The sequence below is a fragment of the Ruegeria sp. YTSA144 genome, from assembly GCF_059610125.1.
Window position 1 is genome coordinate 479087 of the sequence record NZ_JBXWNA010000001.1, and the last position, 18748, is coordinate 497834.

14 protein-coding genes are annotated in these 18748 nt (G+C 59.6%); 5 read left to right on the forward strand and 9 right to left on the reverse strand.

Annotated features, from left to right (window positions below; all coding sequences use genetic code 11):
* Positions 1-24: 24 nt before the first annotated feature.
* Positions 25-1188: a pyridoxal phosphate-dependent aminotransferase gene (locus AC2FF8_RS02480; protein ID WP_496878844.1), complete on the reverse strand. Its 1164-nt coding sequence runs from the start codon at positions 1186-1188 to the stop codon at positions 25-27.
* Here AC2FF8_RS02480 and AC2FF8_RS02485 point away from each other — a divergent pair.
* From AC2FF8_RS02485 to AC2FF8_RS02495, 3 genes are read left to right on the forward strand one after another with little or no spacing between them, the layout of a single operon-like run.
* Positions 1187-2569, forward strand: a complete 1383-nt coding sequence (locus AC2FF8_RS02485) for a M48 family metalloprotease (protein WP_496878845.1) — start codon at positions 1187-1189, stop codon at positions 2567-2569. The genes AC2FF8_RS02480 and AC2FF8_RS02485 overlap by 2 nt on opposite strands.
* Complete coding sequence (locus tag AC2FF8_RS02490) at positions 2566-3324, forward strand: DsbA family protein (protein ID WP_496878846.1); 759 nt, start codon at positions 2566-2568, stop codon at positions 3322-3324. The genes AC2FF8_RS02485 and AC2FF8_RS02490 overlap by 4 nt, the downstream gene beginning before the upstream one ends.
* A gap of 24 nt (positions 3325-3348) precedes the next feature.
* Positions 3349-4419 (forward strand): agmatine deiminase family protein, encoded by a 1071-nt coding sequence (locus AC2FF8_RS02495; protein WP_496878847.1) that lies wholly within the window; start codon positions 3349-3351, stop codon positions 4417-4419.
* An 18-nt stretch (positions 4420-4437) separates the two neighbouring features.
* Here the strand turns inward: AC2FF8_RS02495 and ispG are convergent, their stop codons facing one another.
* From ispG to hemA, 3 genes are all read right to left on the reverse strand, one after another.
* Positions 4438-5559: a flavodoxin-dependent (E)-4-hydroxy-3-methylbut-2-enyl-diphosphate synthase gene (ispG, locus tag AC2FF8_RS02500; protein WP_170343969.1), complete on the reverse strand. Its 1122-nt coding sequence runs from the start codon at positions 5557-5559 to the stop codon at positions 4438-4440.
* A 71-nt stretch (positions 5560-5630) separates the two neighbouring features.
* Positions 5631-6836, reverse strand: a complete 1206-nt coding sequence (locus AC2FF8_RS02505; protein WP_496872072.1) for a helix-turn-helix domain-containing protein — start codon at positions 6834-6836, stop codon at positions 5631-5633.
* 129 nt (positions 6837-6965) lie between these two features.
* On the reverse strand, positions 6966-8189 hold the full coding sequence (hemA, locus tag AC2FF8_RS02510; RefSeq protein WP_170343967.1) for a 5-aminolevulinate synthase: 1224 nt from the start codon (positions 8187-8189) through the stop codon (positions 6966-6968).
* A gap of 326 nt (positions 8190-8515) precedes the next feature.
* Here hemA and AC2FF8_RS02515 point away from each other — a divergent pair, with 326 nt between their 5' ends.
* On the forward strand, positions 8516-9901 hold the full coding sequence (locus AC2FF8_RS02515; protein WP_496878848.1) for a dipeptidase: 1386 nt from the start codon (positions 8516-8518) through the stop codon (positions 9899-9901).
* A 153-nt stretch (positions 9902-10054) separates the two neighbouring features.
* Here AC2FF8_RS02515 and lpdA read toward each other — a convergent pair whose 3' ends face one another.
* A complete protein-coding gene (gene lpdA, locus AC2FF8_RS02520) occupies positions 10055-11449 on the reverse strand; it encodes a dihydrolipoyl dehydrogenase (protein ID WP_171328054.1) in 1395 nt (464 codons plus the stop codon).
* A 213-nt stretch (positions 11450-11662) separates the two neighbouring features.
* On the opposite strand from lpdA, the gene AC2FF8_RS02525 reads away from it, so the two are divergent.
* Complete coding sequence (locus tag AC2FF8_RS02525) at positions 11663-12097, forward strand: hypothetical protein (protein ID WP_170343964.1); 435 nt, start codon at positions 11663-11665, stop codon at positions 12095-12097.
* 44 nt (positions 12098-12141) lie between these two features.
* Here AC2FF8_RS02525 and AC2FF8_RS02530 read toward each other — a convergent pair whose 3' ends face one another.
* The 4 genes from AC2FF8_RS02530 to AC2FF8_RS02545 all read right to left on the reverse strand — a co-directional run bounded on the left by AC2FF8_RS02530 (position 12142) and on the right by AC2FF8_RS02545 (position 18673).
* Entirely contained in the window at positions 12142-12717 is a 576-nt protein-coding gene (locus AC2FF8_RS02530; RefSeq protein ID WP_496878849.1) for a DUF924 family protein, read from the reverse strand.
* Positions 12718-12826: 109 nt separating this feature from the next.
* Complete coding sequence (locus AC2FF8_RS02535; RefSeq protein ID WP_496878850.1) at positions 12827-14098, reverse strand: MFS transporter; 1272 nt, start codon at positions 14096-14098, stop codon at positions 12827-12829.
* Positions 14099-14209: 111 nt separating this feature from the next.
* Complete coding sequence (queA, locus tag AC2FF8_RS02540; RefSeq protein ID WP_496878851.1) at positions 14210-15256, reverse strand: tRNA preQ1(34) S-adenosylmethionine ribosyltransferase-isomerase QueA; 1047 nt, start codon at positions 15254-15256, stop codon at positions 14210-14212.
* Positions 15257-15298: 42 nt separating this feature from the next.
* Entirely contained in the window at positions 15299-18673 is a 3375-nt protein-coding gene (locus AC2FF8_RS02545; RefSeq protein WP_496878852.1) for a YhdP family protein, read from the reverse strand.
* Between the last annotated feature and the right edge of the window lie 75 nt (positions 18674-18748).

Below are 18748 nucleotides of genomic sequence, written 5' to 3' on the forward strand. Positions count from 1 at the left end.
CACACGGGCTGATTTGTGAACGGCTCAGGCAGGTTCCCCGATCGCCTTCCGCTCGGTCATGAACAGGCGCAACCGTTCCAGCCCGTCCTGAATGTCGACCGTCGAACGCGCATAGGAAAACCGCAACGTCGTATGGCCGCGTTGCGGATCGAAATCCAGACCCGGCGTGACCGCGACACCGGCCTTGTCCAGAATCTCGGCCGCAAATGCGCGGCTGTCATCGGTCAGATCGGACACGTCGGCATAGACGTAAAACGCCCCGTCCGGCGGCGCGATGTTCGTGAAGCCCGCCTTGGGCAGGCCTTCCAGCATCAGCGCGCGGTTTCGGCGGTACACGTCCAGATTGGCCTGCAACTCGTCCTCGCAGTCCATCGCGGCCAGTGCCGCGACCTGACTGGCATGCGGCGCGCAGATGAACATGTTCTGGGATATCCGCTCGACCACGCGCACCTGATCCTCGGGCACGACCATCCACCCCACGCGCCAACCGGTCATCGAGAAATACTTGGAAAACGAGTTGATCACATAGCACTCATCCGTCAGTTCAAGCGCCGTCACGGCTTTGGCTTCATATTCCAGACCGTGATAGATTTCGTCGCTGATGAAAGACGCCCCCTGCCCGTGTGCGGCTTCGATCAGCGACCCCATGGCGGCACGGTCCAGCATCGTGCCGGTTGGATTCGCCGGAGAGGCCACCATCAGACCCTTCAGGCCCATTCCCTGAATATCCGCTGCAACGGGTTGCAGACGGTTTTCAGGCGCGGTCGGCAGATCGACCGGTTCCAATCCAAGTGCCCTGAGAATCTGGCGATAGGACGGATATCCCGGCGCACCGATTCCAACCCGATCCCCGCTGTCGAACAATGCCGTGAAAGCCAGCAGAAACCCGCCGGACGATCCGGGCGTGATGATCACGCGCCCCGGGTTCAGGTCCACATCGTACCAATCCCCATAAAGCCGCGCGATACGCTTTCGCAGCGCAGGCAAGCCCAGGGACACCGTATAGCCCAACGGGCTTTGATCCATCGCTTTCGCCAGCGCCTCGGTCGCGCCCTTGGGTGCGCCGGTTCCGGGCTGGCCAACTTCCATGTGGATCACATGGCGGCCCGCTTCTTCCGCACGGCGCGCGGCCTCCATAACGTCCATCACGATGAAGGGATCGACCTCGGACCGGGTTGAGTTTCTCATGCCCATCTCCCATGTTGCAGCCATGGCTTTTGAACGCGTATCCCGGCTGACGTCAATCCCGGCTCTGATACTGTCGGTTGTCGTCTGGCTGACGGCGGCAACGCAATCCCATGGGCAAAGCCTGATCCGCGACCCCGATATCGAGCATGGCCTGCGCGAGCTGGCGTTTCCGGTTCTGCGCGCCGCCGGCCTGAACACCAACCGGGTTCAAATCCTGGTGGTCAATGACAACACGTTCAATGCCTTCGTCATCGACTACAACGCGATCTATTTGAATTACGGGCTGATCCTTACGGTCGAAAGCCCCGAAATGCTGCAAGCGGTGATCGCGCATGAGGCGGCGCATATCGCGAATGGTCATCTGGCCCGCCGCGCCGAAAACCTGAAGGCGGCGCGGCGCAATGCGGGCCTCGGCACCGCTCTGGCCCTGCTTGCGGCTGCGGCCGGAGGGGGTGAAGCCGCCATTGGTATTGCCGCAGGCACCCAGGGCGCCGCAATCCGCAGCTTTCTGGGCCATACCCGCGCCGAAGAGGCCTCGGCCGACCGAAGCGCCGCAAGCTATCTGCGATGGGCTCAGATTTCCCCCAGCGGCATGGTGAAGCTGCACAGGAAATTCGCGGGTCAGGAATTGCTGAGCGTCGCCAATCAGGACCCGTATATGCGGTCGCATCCCACCAGTCGTGAACGATTGCGCGCCGCCGAAGCGTTTCTGGATGAGTTCGGCGACAAGGCGGTTCCGAATGCCAATGCCGATTATTGGTTTGCCCGCGTCAAAGGCAAGCTGTCGGCCTTTTTACGCTCACCCAGTTGGACGCTACGACGCGCCAAAGAGGAAACCGCCCAGGACATCCGCCTGATGCGCGAGGCTTCGGCCCATCATCAGAACCGTGATTTGGATCGCGCGCGTCGTGCCATCGACGAGGCCTTGGCGCTGCGCCCGAATGACCCGTACTACTATGACCTGAAAGGGCAAATTCTGTTGGAAAACAGGCAAATAGGCGCGGCTGTTGAAGCGTACGGAAACGCTGTTGAAATGGCTCCGAACGATGCGCTGATCCTGGCTGGATACGGGCGGGCGTTGCTGGCGCAGGGGCAAACCAAACAGGCCTTGAGCGTTCTGGAAAAAGCCCGCGCCCGGGATTACCGGAACGCCAGGCTGTTGCAGGATCTTGGTGTGGCCTATGCTCAGGTTGGCAATGATGGTATGGCATCGACCGTGACGGCAGAGCGGTATGCGCTGCAAGGGCGGTTGAAAGATGCCGGAATTCACGCGAAACGCGCCGTGGCGCGACTGCCCGAGGGCTCACCGGGTTGGCAAAGGGCGCAAGACGTGTTGATTGCGTCGGAACGACTCAACAAAGACAAAAGGAAACGGAAATGATCCTCAGACATGCTGCACCCGCCCTTCTGGGGCTTTCCATGGCGGCAACCTCGGCGCAGGCGCTGGACCTGAACGAGATGAACGATGCCGAAAAAGCGGAATTTGGTGCCCAGGTGCGCGAATACCTGCTGGAAAATCCCGAAGTGATCCTCGAAGCCATCAACATTCTGGAACAGCGCAATGCCGTTGCAGAGGCCGCTGCGGACAAAGAACTGGTCGCCGCCAACTCGGATGAACTGTTCGATGACGGGTACAGCTGGGTCGGTGGCAACCCGGATGGTGACATCACGCTGGTCGAGTTCATGGACTACCGGTGTGGTTATTGCCGCCGGGCCGTGCCCGAAGTGGCCAGTCTGCTGTCAGAAGACGGCAACATCCGCCTTGTGATCAAGGAACTCCCCATCCTGGGTGATGCGTCCGTGCTGTCCTCACGCTTTGCCGTGGCCACCAAACACGTGGCGGGCGATGATGCGTACAAGCAGGTCCATGATGCCCTGCTGGAATTCACCGGCGAGCCAAGCGAAGTTTCCCTGCGCCGCATTTCGGACGGTTTGGGGCTGAACAGCGACGAGATCATCGCGGCGATGGACAGCGATCGCGTCACGGATGAGATCGCGCGCACCCGCGCTCTGGCACAGCGGATGCAGATCTCGGGCACGCCTTCGTTTGTGTTGGGCACAGAGATGTTGCGTGGCTATTTGCCAGCTGATCAGATGCAGCAGATCGTTGACGGCATACGTGCCGAACGCGGCTAAGGCCGGATTTGTCGGCAACGTGCCATGAAGCGGCGAGAATTTCTGGTGGCCGGAGGAGCGTTGGGTATGACGGGTTTCTCTGGCCAGTCTATTGCGCAGTCCGCAACCGGCCTCCACGTCCCGGCCGAAGACGCCCGGCATGATCGCACTTTCATGCAATGGCCGGTCAGCCGCAGCGTCTACCCCGACCCCGTTTTTCTGGAAATGGTACAGGGGACCATAGCGGTAATCGCAAACACGATCTCTGCTTTTGAGCCCGTCACACTGCTGGCCGGATCAGAGTATCACGCAGATATCCGCAAACGGCTTTCTGCAGCGGTCGAGATTTGGGATGTCCCGACCGAAGATCTGTGGTGCCGGGACGCAGGCCCGGTGTTCGCGATCAACAACCGCGGTGCGCTTGCAATCAAACAGATCCAGTTCAATGGATGGGGGCGAAAGCAGGTTCACGCACATGATGCGAAAATTGCTGGCAGAGTGGCCGAAAGGCTGGGTCTGCCCCTGTTGCCGACCGGGCTGATCGGCGAAGCCGGTGGCGTCGAGCAGGATGGGCATGGGACACTTATGGCGCATGAAAGCTCGTGGGTGAATGACAACCGCAATCCCGGCCTCACTCGGGACGAGATCGAAGCCCGGTTGTTGGCGGCCTATGGGGCCAAACGCATGATCTGGTCCGAAGGTGTCTGGGGCGAAGATATCACCGACTATCACATTGACAGTCTGGCCCGCTTTTCCGGCCCCGGTCGCGGCATCATCAACTTGCCGGATAAGCCGGACAATCATGATCCTTTCCACATGGCCGAGTTGGACACCCATGATCGACTGGTTGCCGCGGGCCTGGACATGGACGTGATACCCGAACCGCATTACCGCCGTGTCAAGAACCCGGATTTCGTCGCCTCTTACGCCAATTACTACGTCTGCAATGGCGGTGTGATTGCGGCCCGGTTCGGAGACGCGGAAACAGACCAGATCGCGTCAGAAACGCTTGCAAGACACTATCCCGGACGTGACGTCGTAACACTTGACGTTGATCTGCTGGGAGAACTTGGCGGCGGCATCCATTGCGCCACACAACAGATGCCGGGTTTTTAGATGTAGCGAAGAACCCGACTATTCAGCCGCTTCAGCCGCCGCGTCCAGTTCAGCCGCCTTTTTCTCGACCTCTTCCACGATGTGATCGATCATCTGATCGTTCGACATCTTGTGGCTGGCCTTACCGGCCAGATAGACCATGCCGGACCCTGCCCCGCCGCCGGTGAAACCAACATCGGTCATCAGCGCTTCGCCCGGCCCGTTGACCACGCAACCGATGATCGACAGGCTCATGGGCGTCTTGATGTGTTCAAGGCGATGTTCCAGCGCCTCGACGGTTTTGATGACATCAAAACCCTGTCGCGCGCAGGACGGGCATGAGATGATATTGACGCCCCTATGGCGCAGGCCAAGAGATTTGAGGATCTCAAACCCGACCTTCACCTCTTCCACCGGATCAGCAGACAGGCTGACGCGGATCGTGTCGCCGATCCCCATCCACAGCAGGTTGCCAAGGCCGATGGCCGATTTGATCGTACCGCTGACCAGCCCCCCAGCCTCGGTGATGCCCAGGTGGATGGGGGCATCCGTCGCCTCGGCAATACCTTGATAGGCCGCGGCGGACAGGAACACGTCGCTGGCCTTTACGCTGATCTTGAACTCGTGAAAATCATTGTCCTGAAGGATGCGGATATGTTCCAGCCCGCTTTCGACCATCGCCTCGGGGCACGGCTCGCCATATTTCTCAAGCAGGTGCTTTTCCAGGCTGCCCGCGTTCACGCCGATGCGGATCGAGCAGTTGTGGTCGCGCGCCGCCTGGATTACCTCTTTCACGCGGGTTTCGTCACCGATATTGCCGGGATTGATGCGCAGACAGGCAGCGCCCGCTTCGGCGGCTTCGATGCCGCGCCGATAGTGGAAATGAATATCCGCCACGATGGGCACGGGGCTTTCCCGAACGATCTGTTTCAGCGCCTTGGACGACGCCTCATCAGGAACCGAGACGCGAACGATGTCAGCGCCAGCCTCGGCCGCCGCCTGCACCTGCGCCACGGTCGCCGCCACATCGGTGGTCAACGTGTTGGTCATGGTTTGAACGGCAATGGGTGCATCGCCACCAACGGCGACGTTGCCGACCATGATTTGACGGGATTTACGACGGTAGATGTCGCGCCATGGGCGCACGTGATTGAGGGACATAAGGACGGATCCGCGTCTGCCTGAGTTGCGATTGTAGATAGTTCGGCAACGGGGTTATCGCAATGGCTAGATCACTCGGCGGGCGTTTCTGTCGCCTCGGTTTGCAGTTCCGCCACCAGTTGCTTGAGCGCGCTGTTCTGTTCCGCCTCAAGATCGGCGACGGCATAGGACTCGGACACGGCGTCTTTCGACAGAACGACACCCTTGGCGACCGTGCCCGGAGCACCCGCCGGGCCGTAGTGCTTACCGTTTATCGCGAAGTAAACGGATCCCGATGCGCCCGCACGCAACAACGGCGGTTCTTCCGTCAGGGGCACTTCGAACACACTGCCCTGCTCGACGGTACCCAGTGTGCCTTCGAAAATGACGCTGCCATCCGCAGCCGTCACGCGCATCCATGCCGGATCAACAGCCACGATCTTGAGCGTGGTATCGATCTGTTCGACCACTTGCGGCAGGGCGGGTTTTTCGACCGTGTGCAGTTCAGCCACTTCGAACTGCGGCAATTCGGGCGGGCGGAAAGTTCCAACCTCGCGCGGATCAAGCGTCGAGATCGGAGCATCCCGCGCAACCAGCACCGGAACATCCAGTGCCTGCGGACGATAGAGACGGTCCAATGCTTCGGCACTTGCCACCTGTGCAGCATCATCCGACACGTTGCTGCGCGCCGCATCCAGCGGATCCAGATCAGACAGAACCACCGGCGCTTGTTCAACCGGGCTGACCTGTACTTGCTGAATTCTGTTCAGAACAGCCCAGCCGCCATAGCCGATGCCACCGATCACCGCCAGCAATACCAGTGACGAACCGATTGCGCGGGGTTCAATCTGGCTGACCAGGGACTCCTTGCCCGGAATATAGGGTGTATTGGGCGAAATGAACGGATCCCGACCCATCGGGCCGCGCGCAGGCAGAGCCCCGGAAGGCTTCCGCACCACCGAGGCCTCTGCGGACATGCCATGCGCGACCTCGAATCCGCTTTCCTGGCAGAAAGACGCAAAGGTCTCATCAGGGTTCATGCCCAGATAGCGTGCGTAGGAACGCACATACCCGGCGATAAAGCCGGGTGTATCAAACGCATCGGGGTCGGCGTTTTCAATTGCAGCGATATAGTTGGCTTTGATCCGCAGCTCGCGCTGAACATCCAGAAGAGATTTGCCCATCGTTGCGCGTTCACCGCGCATCTTGTCGCCTAGGCGAACTTCATAATCGTCAAACCCTTTTGGTCTGACATCTACGTCCTCTTCGGATTCGCGCTGAGATCTGCGCCCAATCATCCCTGCTGCCCCATTCTGCCTGTCGCGTATTTCGCGTAAGTGGCGAATCATCCCCACAATGATTCGTCTACTCGTTTTGTTAGCGTAAGCTTAACACGCGGCAAACTCGTTGCACACTTTGGCGTTAGGTTATCCGGCAAGTTCGGCGCGATTTAGCGCACAATGTGACCAAAGTTCGTCCATCGCCTGCACCAGACGGTTCATTTCGTCGGGTCCATGCACCGGAGACGGGGTAAAACGCAGACGCTCGGTTCCGCGCGGAACGGTCGGGAAGTTGATCGGTTGCACGTAAATGCCATAATCGTCCAGCAGCATGTCGCTGAGCTTTTTGGTGTGTACCGGATTGCCGACGATCACAGGCACGATGTGGCTGCCGTGGTCGATCAGCGGCAGGCCCATTCCCTTCAGCCGCAGCTTGAGGATCTTCGCCTGAGTCTGGTGCTGCTCGCGCAGTTCAGGCGCGGATTTCAGGTATGCAACGGATGCCGCAGCCCCTGCGGCAACCGCCGGCGGCAACGATGTCGTAAAGATGAAGCCCGGCGCATAAGACCGCACGGCATCGCACATCTTGGCGCTGGCCGCGATATAGCCCCCCATGACGCCATAGGCCTTGGCCAGAGTGCCATTGATGATGTCGATCCGATGTGCCAGGCGATCCCGCTCGGTCACGCCGCCACCGCGCGGGCCATACATGCCCACCGCGTGCACTTCGTCGATATAGGTCAGGGCGCCGAATTCATCGGCCAGATCACAGATTTCTTCGATCGGACCAAAATCACCGTCCATCGAATAGACGGACTCGAAGGCGATCAGCTTGGGCGCGGCGGGATCGTCCGCCTCGAGCAATTCGCGCAGATGTGCCACGTCGTTATGACGGAAGATGCGCTTGGCGCCCCCGTTTCGGCGCACCCCTTCAATCATCGAAGCATGGTTCAGCGCGTCAGAATAGATGATCAGCCCCGGGAACAGCTTGGGCAGCGTACTGAGGGTGGCGTCATTGGCAATATATGCGCTGGTAAACAACAGCGCGGCTTCCTTGCCATGCAGATCGGCCAGTTCGGCCTCGAGCCGTTTGTGATAGACCGTTGTCCCCGAGATGTTGCGCGTCCCGCCCGACCCGGCGCCGGTTGCGTCGATCGCTTCGTGCATCGCTTGCAACACGACCGGGTGCTGGCCCATGCCCAGATAGTCATTGCCGCACCACACGGTGATGTCCTGCTGCGACCCGTCGGGGCGCGTACGCACTGCATGGGGAAACTGTCCGTTGCGACGTTCGATATCGATGAAGGTCCGGTAACGTCCTTCGTCATGCAGCCTGGCAATCGCTGAATCGAGCTGAGCAGTATAGTCCAACGGACCCTCCTTGAATGCCCGTTTCCGGTTTCCCTCGGGCAATTAGTCTGCCACATCCCACAGCTTAACCTGTATCAGCAGCTTTGTGTTACTTTATTCAGCTGGTTACAGCCGAACAGGTGAACCCAACTTTGATTTGCATCAAATATAAGTTTGCAATGCTCACGGCAAGTATAGTTCCGGCCATCGGACGCGTGGAAACGACGCAGCCCGCACAGCGCGATTTCGCGGGCTTGTGATCGCATGCAGAATTCAGATCAACCGCTCTGGACGGCGCTGTCAACGCTGCTAGGGTTCGCCCGGAAACAGACAAGCAGGAGATCCCCATGTCGCTAGACACCGTGCTGAACCGGATTGACGAAGATCTGCAAACATCGATCGACCGCCTGATGGAGCTGCTGCGCATCCCCTCGATCTCGACCGATCCCGCCTACAAGGCCGACGTCAGCCGTGCAGCCGACTGGCTGGTTACCGACCTCAACAGTATCGGAATCGCAGCAGAAAAACGGGAAACCCCGGGGCACCCGATGGTCGTAGGCCATGTGGGCGAGGACTCAGATGCACCGCATATCCTGTTCTACGGCCATTATGACGTGCAACCTGTCGATCCGTTGAACCTTTGGACACGCGACCCGTTTGACCCCGCCATCGAAGACACCGAGCACGGCCCGGTCATCCGCGGGCGCGGGGCATCGGACGACAAAGGTCAGCTGATGACATTCGTCGAAGCCTGCCGCGCCTGGAAAGCCGTGCACGGATCCCTGCCCTGCCGCATCACCTTCTTCTTTGAGGGCGAAGAAGAATCCGGCTCACCCTCGCTGGTCCCCTTCCTCGAAGACAACGCGGCCGAACTCAAAGCGGATCTGGCGCTGGTTTGCGATACATCCATGGTATCGCGAGGTGTTCCGTCGATCGCCGCACAGCTGCGCGGCATGCTGAAGGACGAGTTCACCATCATCGGGCCCCGCATCGATCTGCACTCTGGCCATTACGGTGGCCCGGGCCTGAACCCGCTGCGCGAACTGTCGAAAATCGTTGCCTCATTCTATGATGACGAAACCGGCCGTGTCGCGGTCGAAGGGTTTTATGAAGGCGTTCATGAAGTGCCGCAGGACCAGTTGCGTCAGTGGCAAAACTGCGGCTTCGACGAAGCGGATTACCTGAACTCGGTCGGATACACCCAGCCACACGGCGAAAAAGCGTATTCGACGCTCGAGCAGCAATGGGCGCGTCCGACACTTGAGGTGAACGGGCTGTGGGGCGGGTACAACGGCGCGGGTTCGAAAACCGTAATTCCTTCGGAAGCGCATTGTAAAATAACGTGCCGACTGGTCGGCGACATGGACCCCGACGCGCTGCGCAGCAAGATCCGCAAACATGTCGAGGATCGCCTGTCCCCGGATGCAAAAGTAGTCTGGGACAACGATCTGGAAGGTTCGCCCGCTTCGGTCATGAATATCGATCGCCCGGAATTCGAAGCCGCGCGCAGAGCATTGTCGGACGAATGGGACCGCGAAGCGGTGTTTACCGGCATGGGCGGCTCGATCCCCGTCGTCGGGTACTTCAATACCGTTCTGGGGCTGGATTCGATGCTGGTCGGCTATGCCAACGAGGACGACGCCATCCATTCGCCGAATGAAAAATACGACGTCAAAAGCTTCCACAAGGGCATCCGTTCGTGGGCCCGCATTCTGGATGCTTTGAACAGGTAGCGGATTTCAGCGAGGCTCTGCCTCGCGCTCCGGGATATTTGCAGCCAGATGAATAAAGGCCCCCTTGTTCATCTGGCCCAAAATATCCCGGGGGAGCCGCGCGCAGCAAGGCGGGGGCAGCGCCCCCTGCCCGGCCGCAACACGCGGACGACCTTACATGTGGATCACGCGGCCATACGCATCCAACACACTTTCGTGCATCATTTCTGACAGAGTCGGGTGCGGGAAGACCGTGTTCATCAGATCTTCTTCGGTGGTCTCCAGCTGCCGCCCAACCACATAGCCCTGAATCAGTTCCGTGACTTCCGCGCCGATCATATGCGCCCCCAGCAGTTCGCCTGTCTTGGCGTCGAACACGGTTTTGATCAGACCTTCCGGTTCGCCCAGAGCTATGGCCTTGCCGTTGCCGATGAAAGGGAAGCGACCGACTTTGATGTCATAACCCAGCTCCTTGGCCTTGGCTTCGGTATATCCCACCGAGGCCACCTGCGGCTGACAATAGGTACATCCGGCGATGCTTTCGGGCTTGACCGGATGCGCATGCTGGCCTGCGATCAGATCGGCGACCATGACCCCTTCGTGGCTGGCTTTATGTGCAAGCCAGGGCGCGCCCGCGATGTCACCAATCGCATAAAGGCCATCGACACCGGTGCGGCAATACTCATCCGTTACCACATGTGTGCGATCAATCTTTACGCCCAGAGCTTCCAGACCGAGGTTCTCGACATTTCCTACGATCCCGACAGCGGAAATCACGGTGTCGAACTCGTGCTTCTCAACCTTGCCCTTGACCTCGATATGAGCGGTCACCTTGCCCTTGCCGCGATCCAGTTGCTTGACCATGGCTTTTTCCATGATGGTCATGCCTTGCTTGGTAAAGGCTTTCTTGGCCAGGGCACTGATTTCCGCATCTTCCACGGGCAACACGCGGTCCATCACCTCGACCACCGTCGTATCGGCCCCGAGCGTGTTGTAGAAACTCGCAAACTCGATGCCGATCGCGCCCGAGCCGATGACCAGCAACTTTTTGGGCATCCGGGGCGGTTGCAGCGCGTGCTTGTAGGTCCAGACCAGATCGCCGTCAGCCTCGAGACCGGGCAGTTCGCGGGCCCGCGCGCCGGTTGCAAGAATGATGTTCTTGGCCGTCAGTTCTTCGGTGCCCTTGTCGGTCTTGACGCTGACCTTGCCTTTTGCGGGGATCGTCGCCTCACCCATCACCACGGCGACCTTGTTCTTCTTCAGCAGATGGCCGATGCCGCCGGAAAGCTGCCCGGCAACGCCACGGGATCTCTTGACGACCGCGTCCAGATCGTAACCGATCTTGTCGGCCTTCAATCCGAAATCCTTGGCGCGTTCCATCAGGTGAAACACTTCGGAGGACCGCAGCAATGCCTTGGTCGGGATGCACCCCCAGTTCAGGCAGATGCCACCAAGGTGCTCGCGCTCGACCACGACGGTTTTCAGACCAAGCTGAGCCGCACGTATAGCGGCGACATAGCCACCGGGGCCAGCCCCGATTACGATCAGATCATAGGATTGTGCAGCCATGTGTTCCTCTCGGCGCAGGTGGTGAAAATTTAGTTTACCATTAAACTATTTCCAGAAACGCATCAACACGCCTTCCCGCGACAAATGAGACGCAGGGTAAACCATGCCTGAATATGCGGATTTCAGCCTATACCCCGGCCCGTGCTATGGCTAGAACAGAACCGCCGACGCCGCTCGGACATTTGTGAAGACATTGAATTCAAGAGGTTTACTATGGCCAAAACACTAAAAGATCTGGCGCTTGCTCTGCTCAACGCAACTTTGATACTTGTCGCCCTGTGCCTGTTTCTGGGCTGGAAGCTGGTATCGAAAGTCGAAAGCGTCTCGGCAGAATTTTCGGAGGCTGTGCAGGTTCTTGCCCCTATTCGGGATGAGGCAAAGGGCATTCGGGGCGAACTTTCCGCGCTGCGTGGTGATTTGGCGACCCTGAGGAGTGAGAACCAGATCACCGACAGTCAAGCCGCACAAGACATCCAGGCAACGTTGCGCCGCCTGAACGCAGTTGACCAAAAGCTGCAAACTGCGCAGGAGCGGTTCACTGAACTTGCCGAGACACCAGAGGTTCTGATCGCCCAAGCCATACAGACCGGAGCAGACATCGCATCCGAACGCGTCTTGGCGTTCAAAGGATGTGAGCCGGGATCCTGAAGCCACCGCACGAACGACCGAGGCGCACAACCTGTACTGCGTTCTCAGGCCATCGCTTGCAGTTCTCGCACGGTGCTGCCATAGCCGCCCATGTCGACGTATGCCTCTTCATGGGGGGTCGAACTGCGCGACAGTGCTTTGTTCCGGTAGGGGAAACGACCGAACTTGCGGATCACTTCACGATGGGCTCGGGCGTGCAGCAGATTGCTTGTATCGCCGCTCAGGTTCTGACAGATCAGACGCACGCAGCGTTCCTGATCGCACAGATTCTCCGAATGCATCATCGGCAGGTAAAAGAACTGCCGGGCCGGTTCATCGATCTTCTTGTCCCAACCTTTGTCGACCGCGCATTTCGCCGCCGCCAGGGCCGCTCGGTCCGTCGCGAAAGCACGCGCCTGCCCGCGGAACATGTTGCGTGGAAACTGGTCCGTCAAAACTATGTAAGCCAGTGACCCGCTGGGATAGGTCAGCCAGAGCGAAAACTTGCCCTCGGCCGCAGCTTCCCACGTTGATTGAAAACGTGCGCGGATTTCTGAATCCAGCGCTTCATCCTCAATGTACCAGCCCTTTGGACCCACCTCATCTAACCAAAAACTCAATACTTCTTCAGGCGTTACCATTGCCTTAAACTCCGTCTTGTGCCCGTACTTCGGACGTAACGTCATTTAAGGCCGTTTTACAGAACTGTTACAGTAACATATTGCAACACTTGCGACATAATCCTGTGTCCTAGGCATCTTCCTGCTCAGCCTGTTCGGCCTCGGCCGCTTCGATTGCAACTTCCTGTGCCACTTCAAGTGCAACTGGCGAGGATGTTGGATACAGCGCCGACATTGTGCCGGTTTCGTCCACTGGAATCGAAGCCCGCTGTGTCGTTCGATACAAAGCGTAGAGTGCCATTGCGAGTAACAGTGCCGCAATAAAGAGAAAAAAGCCCGGTGGCCCGAATATGGCATCCCCCATCAACCAGCCGGTGATCACCGGCCCGGCAATTGCGCCCAGACCGTTGATAAACACCAGTCCGCCAGATGCCGCCGCCATATCCTCGTATTCAAGAAAGTCATTCGCATGCGCGATCAGCAATGAGTAGAGCGGGTTGGAGGTGCCGCCGATCAGGAAAGCCGAGGCAAGCAGAATTGGAAACGATCCCCCCATCATCATCGCGATCGTTGCGCCACCGGCACCGGCGAGCGCCACAAGCAGGATCAGAAAGCGGCGATCCATACGGTCAGAGAACCAGCCCAAAGGGTATTGCAGAACCACTGCGCCGATATAAAACGACGCAACGAAGGTCGAAATTTCAACAAGCGACAGCCCTGCCCGGGCGCCATACACCGCCGCCATGCCGAACTGCGCCGAAAACACGCCCCCCAGAAGAAACATGCCCACGCAGCCCAGCGGAGAGGTCTTCAGCAATTCCTTCAGGGTCATCGGTTTGGTGGTGTCAAAGGCCGGTGTCGGCGAGATCGACAACAAAATGGGTGCGAAGGATACCGAAACCAGGATCGAGGCGATCACAAAGGTCTCATAACCGGCCGGGTCGCCGACCAGAACAAGCGCCTGCGCACTGATGATCCCCGTCATCTGGACGATCATATAGAGCGACAGCGCCTGCCCGCGATTTTCATTGCTGGCCGCATTGTTGAGCCAGCTTTCGGCGGTGACATATACGCCAGAAAAACAGAACCCGATCACCACCCGGCCCAATGCCCACGCGATCGGGTCTGCCAGCATCGGATACATGATCATCACGGCCGAGATGAACGACGCAAGGGCCGCAAAGACCCGCACATGGCCAACGCGCCGGATCATCTCGGGCGCAAGGCGTGAACCGCCCAGAAAACCCAGGAAATAGGCCGACATGACAAAAGACATCTCGAGGGTCGAAAAGCCTTCGATCTCACCCCGCACACCCAGAATCGTGCCCTGAAGGCCGTTTCCGACCATCAGCAACCCCATGCCGAGCAGCAGCGCCCATGCGCTGGAAAGGACCTGAATCATTGGGGCCTCCGACTAATGCCAACCTGATTTTAGTGTCGTTCTGCGATCAAAGACCGCCTACGTCGCGCTTGTCTACGACATTCCCGATCCGTGATGCCGTATACGCGCCCTTCAGGGGATCAAAAGCGACGCGTCGCCATAAGAAAAGAACCGATATTTTCGTGCTATGGCATGCGTGTAGATATCGCGCATCCGATCCTGCCCCATCAATGCCGATACCAGCATGAGCAAAGTGGAATTCGGCAAATGAAAATTGGTCATCAATGCGTCTGTAACATGGAATTCGAAACCGGGATAGATGAAGATATCCGTGTCGCCTTCCCAGGGTTCGATCTTTCCTGACCTTGCCGCGCTTTCGATCAGGCGCAGAGCGGTTGTCCCCACCGGGATCACACGCCCGCCAGCCGCCTTGGTTGCCTGTATCTGGGCCGCGGCCTCGGGGCTTACCTGCCCCCATTCAGCATGCATCTTGTGGGTTGTGACATCCTCAACCTTGACCGGAAGAAAAGTGCCTGCCCCCACATGCAGCGTCACATGCGTGAAGCTTACACCTCGCTCGGCCAACGCCTTCATCAGCGCCTCATCGAAATGCAACGATGCGGTCGGGGCGGCCACGGCGCCGGAACGGTTTGCCCAGATGGTCTGATAGTCCGTTTTGTCACGTTCATCGGCCGGGCGCTTGGCTGCGATGTAGGGCGGCAGAGGCATTGCTCCGGCCTGATCCAGCGCCGCGTCGAAATCCTCGCCGCTGAGATTGAAGCGCAGATACGCCTGACCGTCGGCAACCCTGTCCAGGGTGGCGCTGAGATCATCCGAGAAGACAATCTCTTCCCCAAGTTTCACCTTTTTGAGCGGCTTGATCAACGCGGACCAGGTACCGTCGGCCTGCGGGTCCAGCAAGGTGGCCTCGATCCCGGCGGAAACCGGCCCCTGCGCGCTGTCGCGATGGCGCCGACCGTTCAGACGCGCCGGAATGACGCGGGTGTCATTCAACACCAGCCGGTCACCGGACCGCAGGAAATCGGGCAGGTTGAAGACATGGCTGTCCGTGATTGCATCCCCCTGCGCCACCAGCAGACGCGCAGAGGAACGCGGGCTGGCAGGCCGCGTGGCAATCAGGTCTTCAGGCAGGTGGAAGTCAAAATCGCTGAGTTTCATGCCCGCGCCTTACAACCCTGCATCAGATTCGGCCATATCCTGTCAGCGGTCACTTGGGGATGATCCGAATGTGCGTTTGGGTTCATCCGGTTTCTGAGGCACCGCGTTCGGACCATCCTGAACTTTGGGTGCCGGGGCACGCATCAGGTCGCGCAGGAACAGAGGTGCAAGACCGGACAACGGATTTACCGACACTTTGGGCGAGGCAAGCGGGCCGGTCAGCGTGTAGTTGAAGCCGAAGACGCCTTCGCCCTTGCGCGTGAAAACGCTGCCGACCGCGTTGAGGAGGTAAATTGGCGAGATCGCACCGCGCAGGTTCAGCATTCCGTTCACCGTATCGATGGTGCCGTCAAAAGACAGGCCCATGGATGGCCCGACGGCACTGCCGCTGAGCACCTTGATATCCGTCGGCGTGATCCGCATCCGGCTGTCGATTGCAGCAAAAAAGATACCCTGCCCCGCCATTTCATCCAACAGGCCCACAAGGCTGATGGCATTCAGCAAGGCTGCCATGGCCGGGGCGTCGGTGATCCGCGTGTTGGTGATTTTCAGCATCACGTCATAACTGCCCGGTGCCGTCACAGGTTCGAGCTTGAGGTTCATTTCTCCGCCCCGCGCCTGTGTCAGAACCCCGGCCGATCGCAGCACGGCCCCTGCTTCTTGCGACGTTAGGTCAACGGCACTTCGGTTCCCTCTGGGGCTCACCTGCCCTCTGACCGGCGCACCGCCATTGACCCGCGCAGTGAAGTTCCCTTGTATGCCGCCGGTCGTCTGGAAAGCACCCCGGAACCCGGTCAGCGCGACGGTTTCCGTAACCTGAAGGCGATCCAGCGTCACGTCCAGTTTCGGCCCGGCACTGCCCCCGCCGCCCGATCCGCCGCTTTCGCCGAAACTCGCGCGGCCCATATCAAGGACGCCGCCAAGGACACGGATATCCGGCATGGCGCTCCCGCGCCCGATCAGCTCTGCCGGGACCGCCAGCCAGTCGCCCAGGTCAAAAGAAGTGAACCGAACCCGGTCAAATTCGCCGTTTTCACGAAACGTAATTGAGGCAGATGTGCGCAAACCCGCCGCATTCAAGCGCAGGCTATCCACCTTCAACTGCGATCCCAAAGTCGCTTCGGCCGTCAGAGATCCGGTCGCGTCGGCCCCCTTTCTCCAACCAAGTTCGGGTATGGCCAGCGCGACACCCTGCAAATCGGACGTCACGGACAGCTTCGGGGCAACCCCGGCACCGAGCCCCAGGGTGATATCCGCAACCCCCTTGCCGGTCAGCATCCCCGGAGGCAGACCGGCGCCGATCTCGTCCATCAATCGCGGCGACAGCTCGATCTGACCGGTCAGGGTGCTTCGCTGTTCCGACTTGCCGTCTATCGGCTGCCGCCAGAGCGCCGTCAGCGGCACGTCCCCGAACTGCCCCTGCCCCTGAATCTGAACGCCGGACTGATCACCCGAAATATCCAGAAGATCGGCGCTGACATCAAAACCGGGCACCAAGCGGTCACTGAACAGGTTGGCCAGCCTGCCGTTGAAATGGAACTCGGTCTCGTCAAACTTGAGACCCTTTTTCAAGGGCAGGGAAAGGGTTCCCGCCAACGACACGGATCCCTTCGCCACATCAACGGGCAACCCTGCCTTGCTGAGCAATTCCAGCGGAGGCCGGTCCAGCAATGACAACGCGGCCGTCACGCTGCCTTTGGCCTGGATGCGCGCAATCGCAGGCGCGGATTTCTTGATGTCCGTGTCGGGTATGATGAAGGACGTTCCCGATGCATCCACCGCACCACCGTCCTCCGCGATCACGACGCCCTGCTGCGCAGTGACCGTGAACCTGCGGTTGATCAGGCTGGCCTGACCCTGCGCCCTTTCGATCGGCGGCAGCGTTTTGACAAATCGGACCTTCGCCTTCTCAAACCCGAAATCCAGATAGAGATCCGGTTTCGATCCGGGCAACAGGCGCAGGGCAAAGTCCATATCCGACAGAACCCCTTCGTACAGGTTTTTGGTCACCCACTCTCGCGGTTTCGGGGCCAGACGTTCGGGCCAGTACCCCAGAACCTTGTCCGACGTCATTTGGTCCAGATGTGCGTCCAGCTTGACCGCCCAGCCATCCGGCCGCCCGGTCAGGACACCAAAGGCACGCACCGTATGGCCCGGATCTTCGATGGTCATCTGACCCAGATGCAGCTGGAACGGGTTGAGGACCATCTTGAAATCCAGGCTGGCCCGCGAAAGCTGAATAGGTTGCGGGAACAGGTTTGCCGGGTTTACGTTGATTCCGGACAACTGCAACTGCGCAGACAGGCTGTCCAGCACGCCATCTTCCGCACCTTCCAGAAACGCCTTCCCGTCAGCCTGCACCTCGCCCCAGGCCGAGACAACTGAAACTTCGTTGAAGTCCAGCACCTGCCCTTTGGGGTCATAAGTGAAATACGTGCGGGCAGATTCGAAGGGGACCGGGCGTGTTTCGGGGTTTGGCTGAACGGCCCCCGCCCCCAGATTCAGAGTTGCGTATACGGTTTCGATCGATCCTTGTTCATCGATTCCACCCCGCAAGGCACCCGAAATCGGGGCCCGCAGAACCTGCAACCAGGCAAGGGCGGGCGTTTGGCCCGCGATGTCCTCGGCTGGCAGGTCAGTGACCGAGATCCCGAATTGTGCGGCAGGTGTACCCAGAACGCTTGTGTAATTGGCCTCGATGGCACTGACATAGTCTCGCCCCGCAAGAACCGAAAACCCGGTCGCCAAGCGCACTTCGTTGCCGCTTCGGTTGGCTTGAATATGCCCGCCATCCAGAATCCAGGACCGCCCTTGCCGAAGATCGCGATAATCCAGCGTGATCGCATCAAACTCGACCGAGGTCAGTGCAGACAGGGCCGGAGACAGGAAGACCTGATCCGAAGCTGCGATAAGCTGCGCCAGGTTCGGGGCCTCCTGCACCGGTGCGCTGCCGGACCCGACCGTAAGACTCAGCGCCCCGTCCTTGTCCCGGGTCACGGCGATCTGCGCACCGCTCAGAATAATTCTTTTCGGGCGGACGTGCCCCCGCAACAAGGGGCGCATGGCCAGACTGGCGCGCATGTCGGACACCTGCGCAATTTGCCGACCCGCCGCGTCGCTGATGGCCACATCGGTCAGACGCAGGCGCGGCCGCCAACCCTCGTGAATGATGAAACTGACATCGCCAAACCGGATTTGCAGCCCGCCCAAAGCCTGCTCAAGCCGCGCCTCGACCCTGTCCCGCAGCCAGACGGGTGCGTGCATTCTTTGCCCGACAACCATGAAACCGGTGAACAGCGCCAGCAGCACCAGCACGAAAGCGCCGCGCATGGCCCACAGGCCAGCGGCCCGGCGGCGAGACCGACGGCGCACGGGCTTGTCCGCCTGTGCTCCGTCGTCGTCTTCGTGCTGCTTCAAATTGCTGTCCACGCCTTCCAACCCGCACGCGTTGCTCTATGATACCAGGCAGCCTTTAAAAACCTTCAGCGGAGT

Excerpts from the sequence above, each read along its gene's own strand:
- AC2FF8_RS02535 (WP_496878850.1), bottom strand. The coding sequence starts at position 14,098 with ATGATTCAGGTCCTTTCCAGCGCATGGGCGCTGCTGCTCGGCATGGGG.
- AC2FF8_RS02495 (WP_496878847.1), top strand. The coding sequence starts at position 3,349 with ATGAAGCGGCGAGAATTTCTGGTGGCCGGAGGAGCGTTGGGTATGACG.
- ispG (WP_170343969.1), bottom strand. The coding sequence starts at position 5,559 with ATGTCCCTCAATCACGTGCGCCCATGGCGCGACATCTACCGTCGTAAA.
- lpdA (WP_171328054.1), bottom strand. The coding sequence starts at position 11,449 with ATGGCTGCACAATCCTATGATCTGATCGTAATCGGGGCTGGCCCCGGT.
- AC2FF8_RS02480 (WP_496878844.1), bottom strand. The coding sequence starts at position 1,188 with ATGAGAAACTCAACCCGGTCCGAGGTCGATCCCTTCATCGTGATGGAC.
- AC2FF8_RS02530 (WP_496878849.1), bottom strand. The coding sequence starts at position 12,717 with ATGGTAACGCCTGAAGAAGTATTGAGTTTTTGGTTAGATGAGGTGGGT.
- AC2FF8_RS02505 (WP_496872072.1), bottom strand. The coding sequence starts at position 6,836 with ATGATTGGGCGCAGATCTCAGCGCGAATCCGAAGAGGACGTAGATGTC.
- queA (WP_496878851.1), bottom strand. The coding sequence starts at position 15,256 with ATGAAACTCAGCGATTTTGACTTCCACCTGCCTGAAGACCTGATTGCC.
- AC2FF8_RS02515 (WP_496878848.1), top strand. The coding sequence starts at position 8,516 with ATGTCGCTAGACACCGTGCTGAACCGGATTGACGAAGATCTGCAAACA.
- AC2FF8_RS02525 (WP_170343964.1), top strand. The coding sequence starts at position 11,663 with ATGGCCAAAACACTAAAAGATCTGGCGCTTGCTCTGCTCAACGCAACT.
- AC2FF8_RS02490 (WP_496878846.1), top strand. The coding sequence starts at position 2,566 with ATGATCCTCAGACATGCTGCACCCGCCCTTCTGGGGCTTTCCATGGCG.
- AC2FF8_RS02485 (WP_496878845.1), top strand. The coding sequence starts at position 1,187 with ATGCCCATCTCCCATGTTGCAGCCATGGCTTTTGAACGCGTATCCCGG.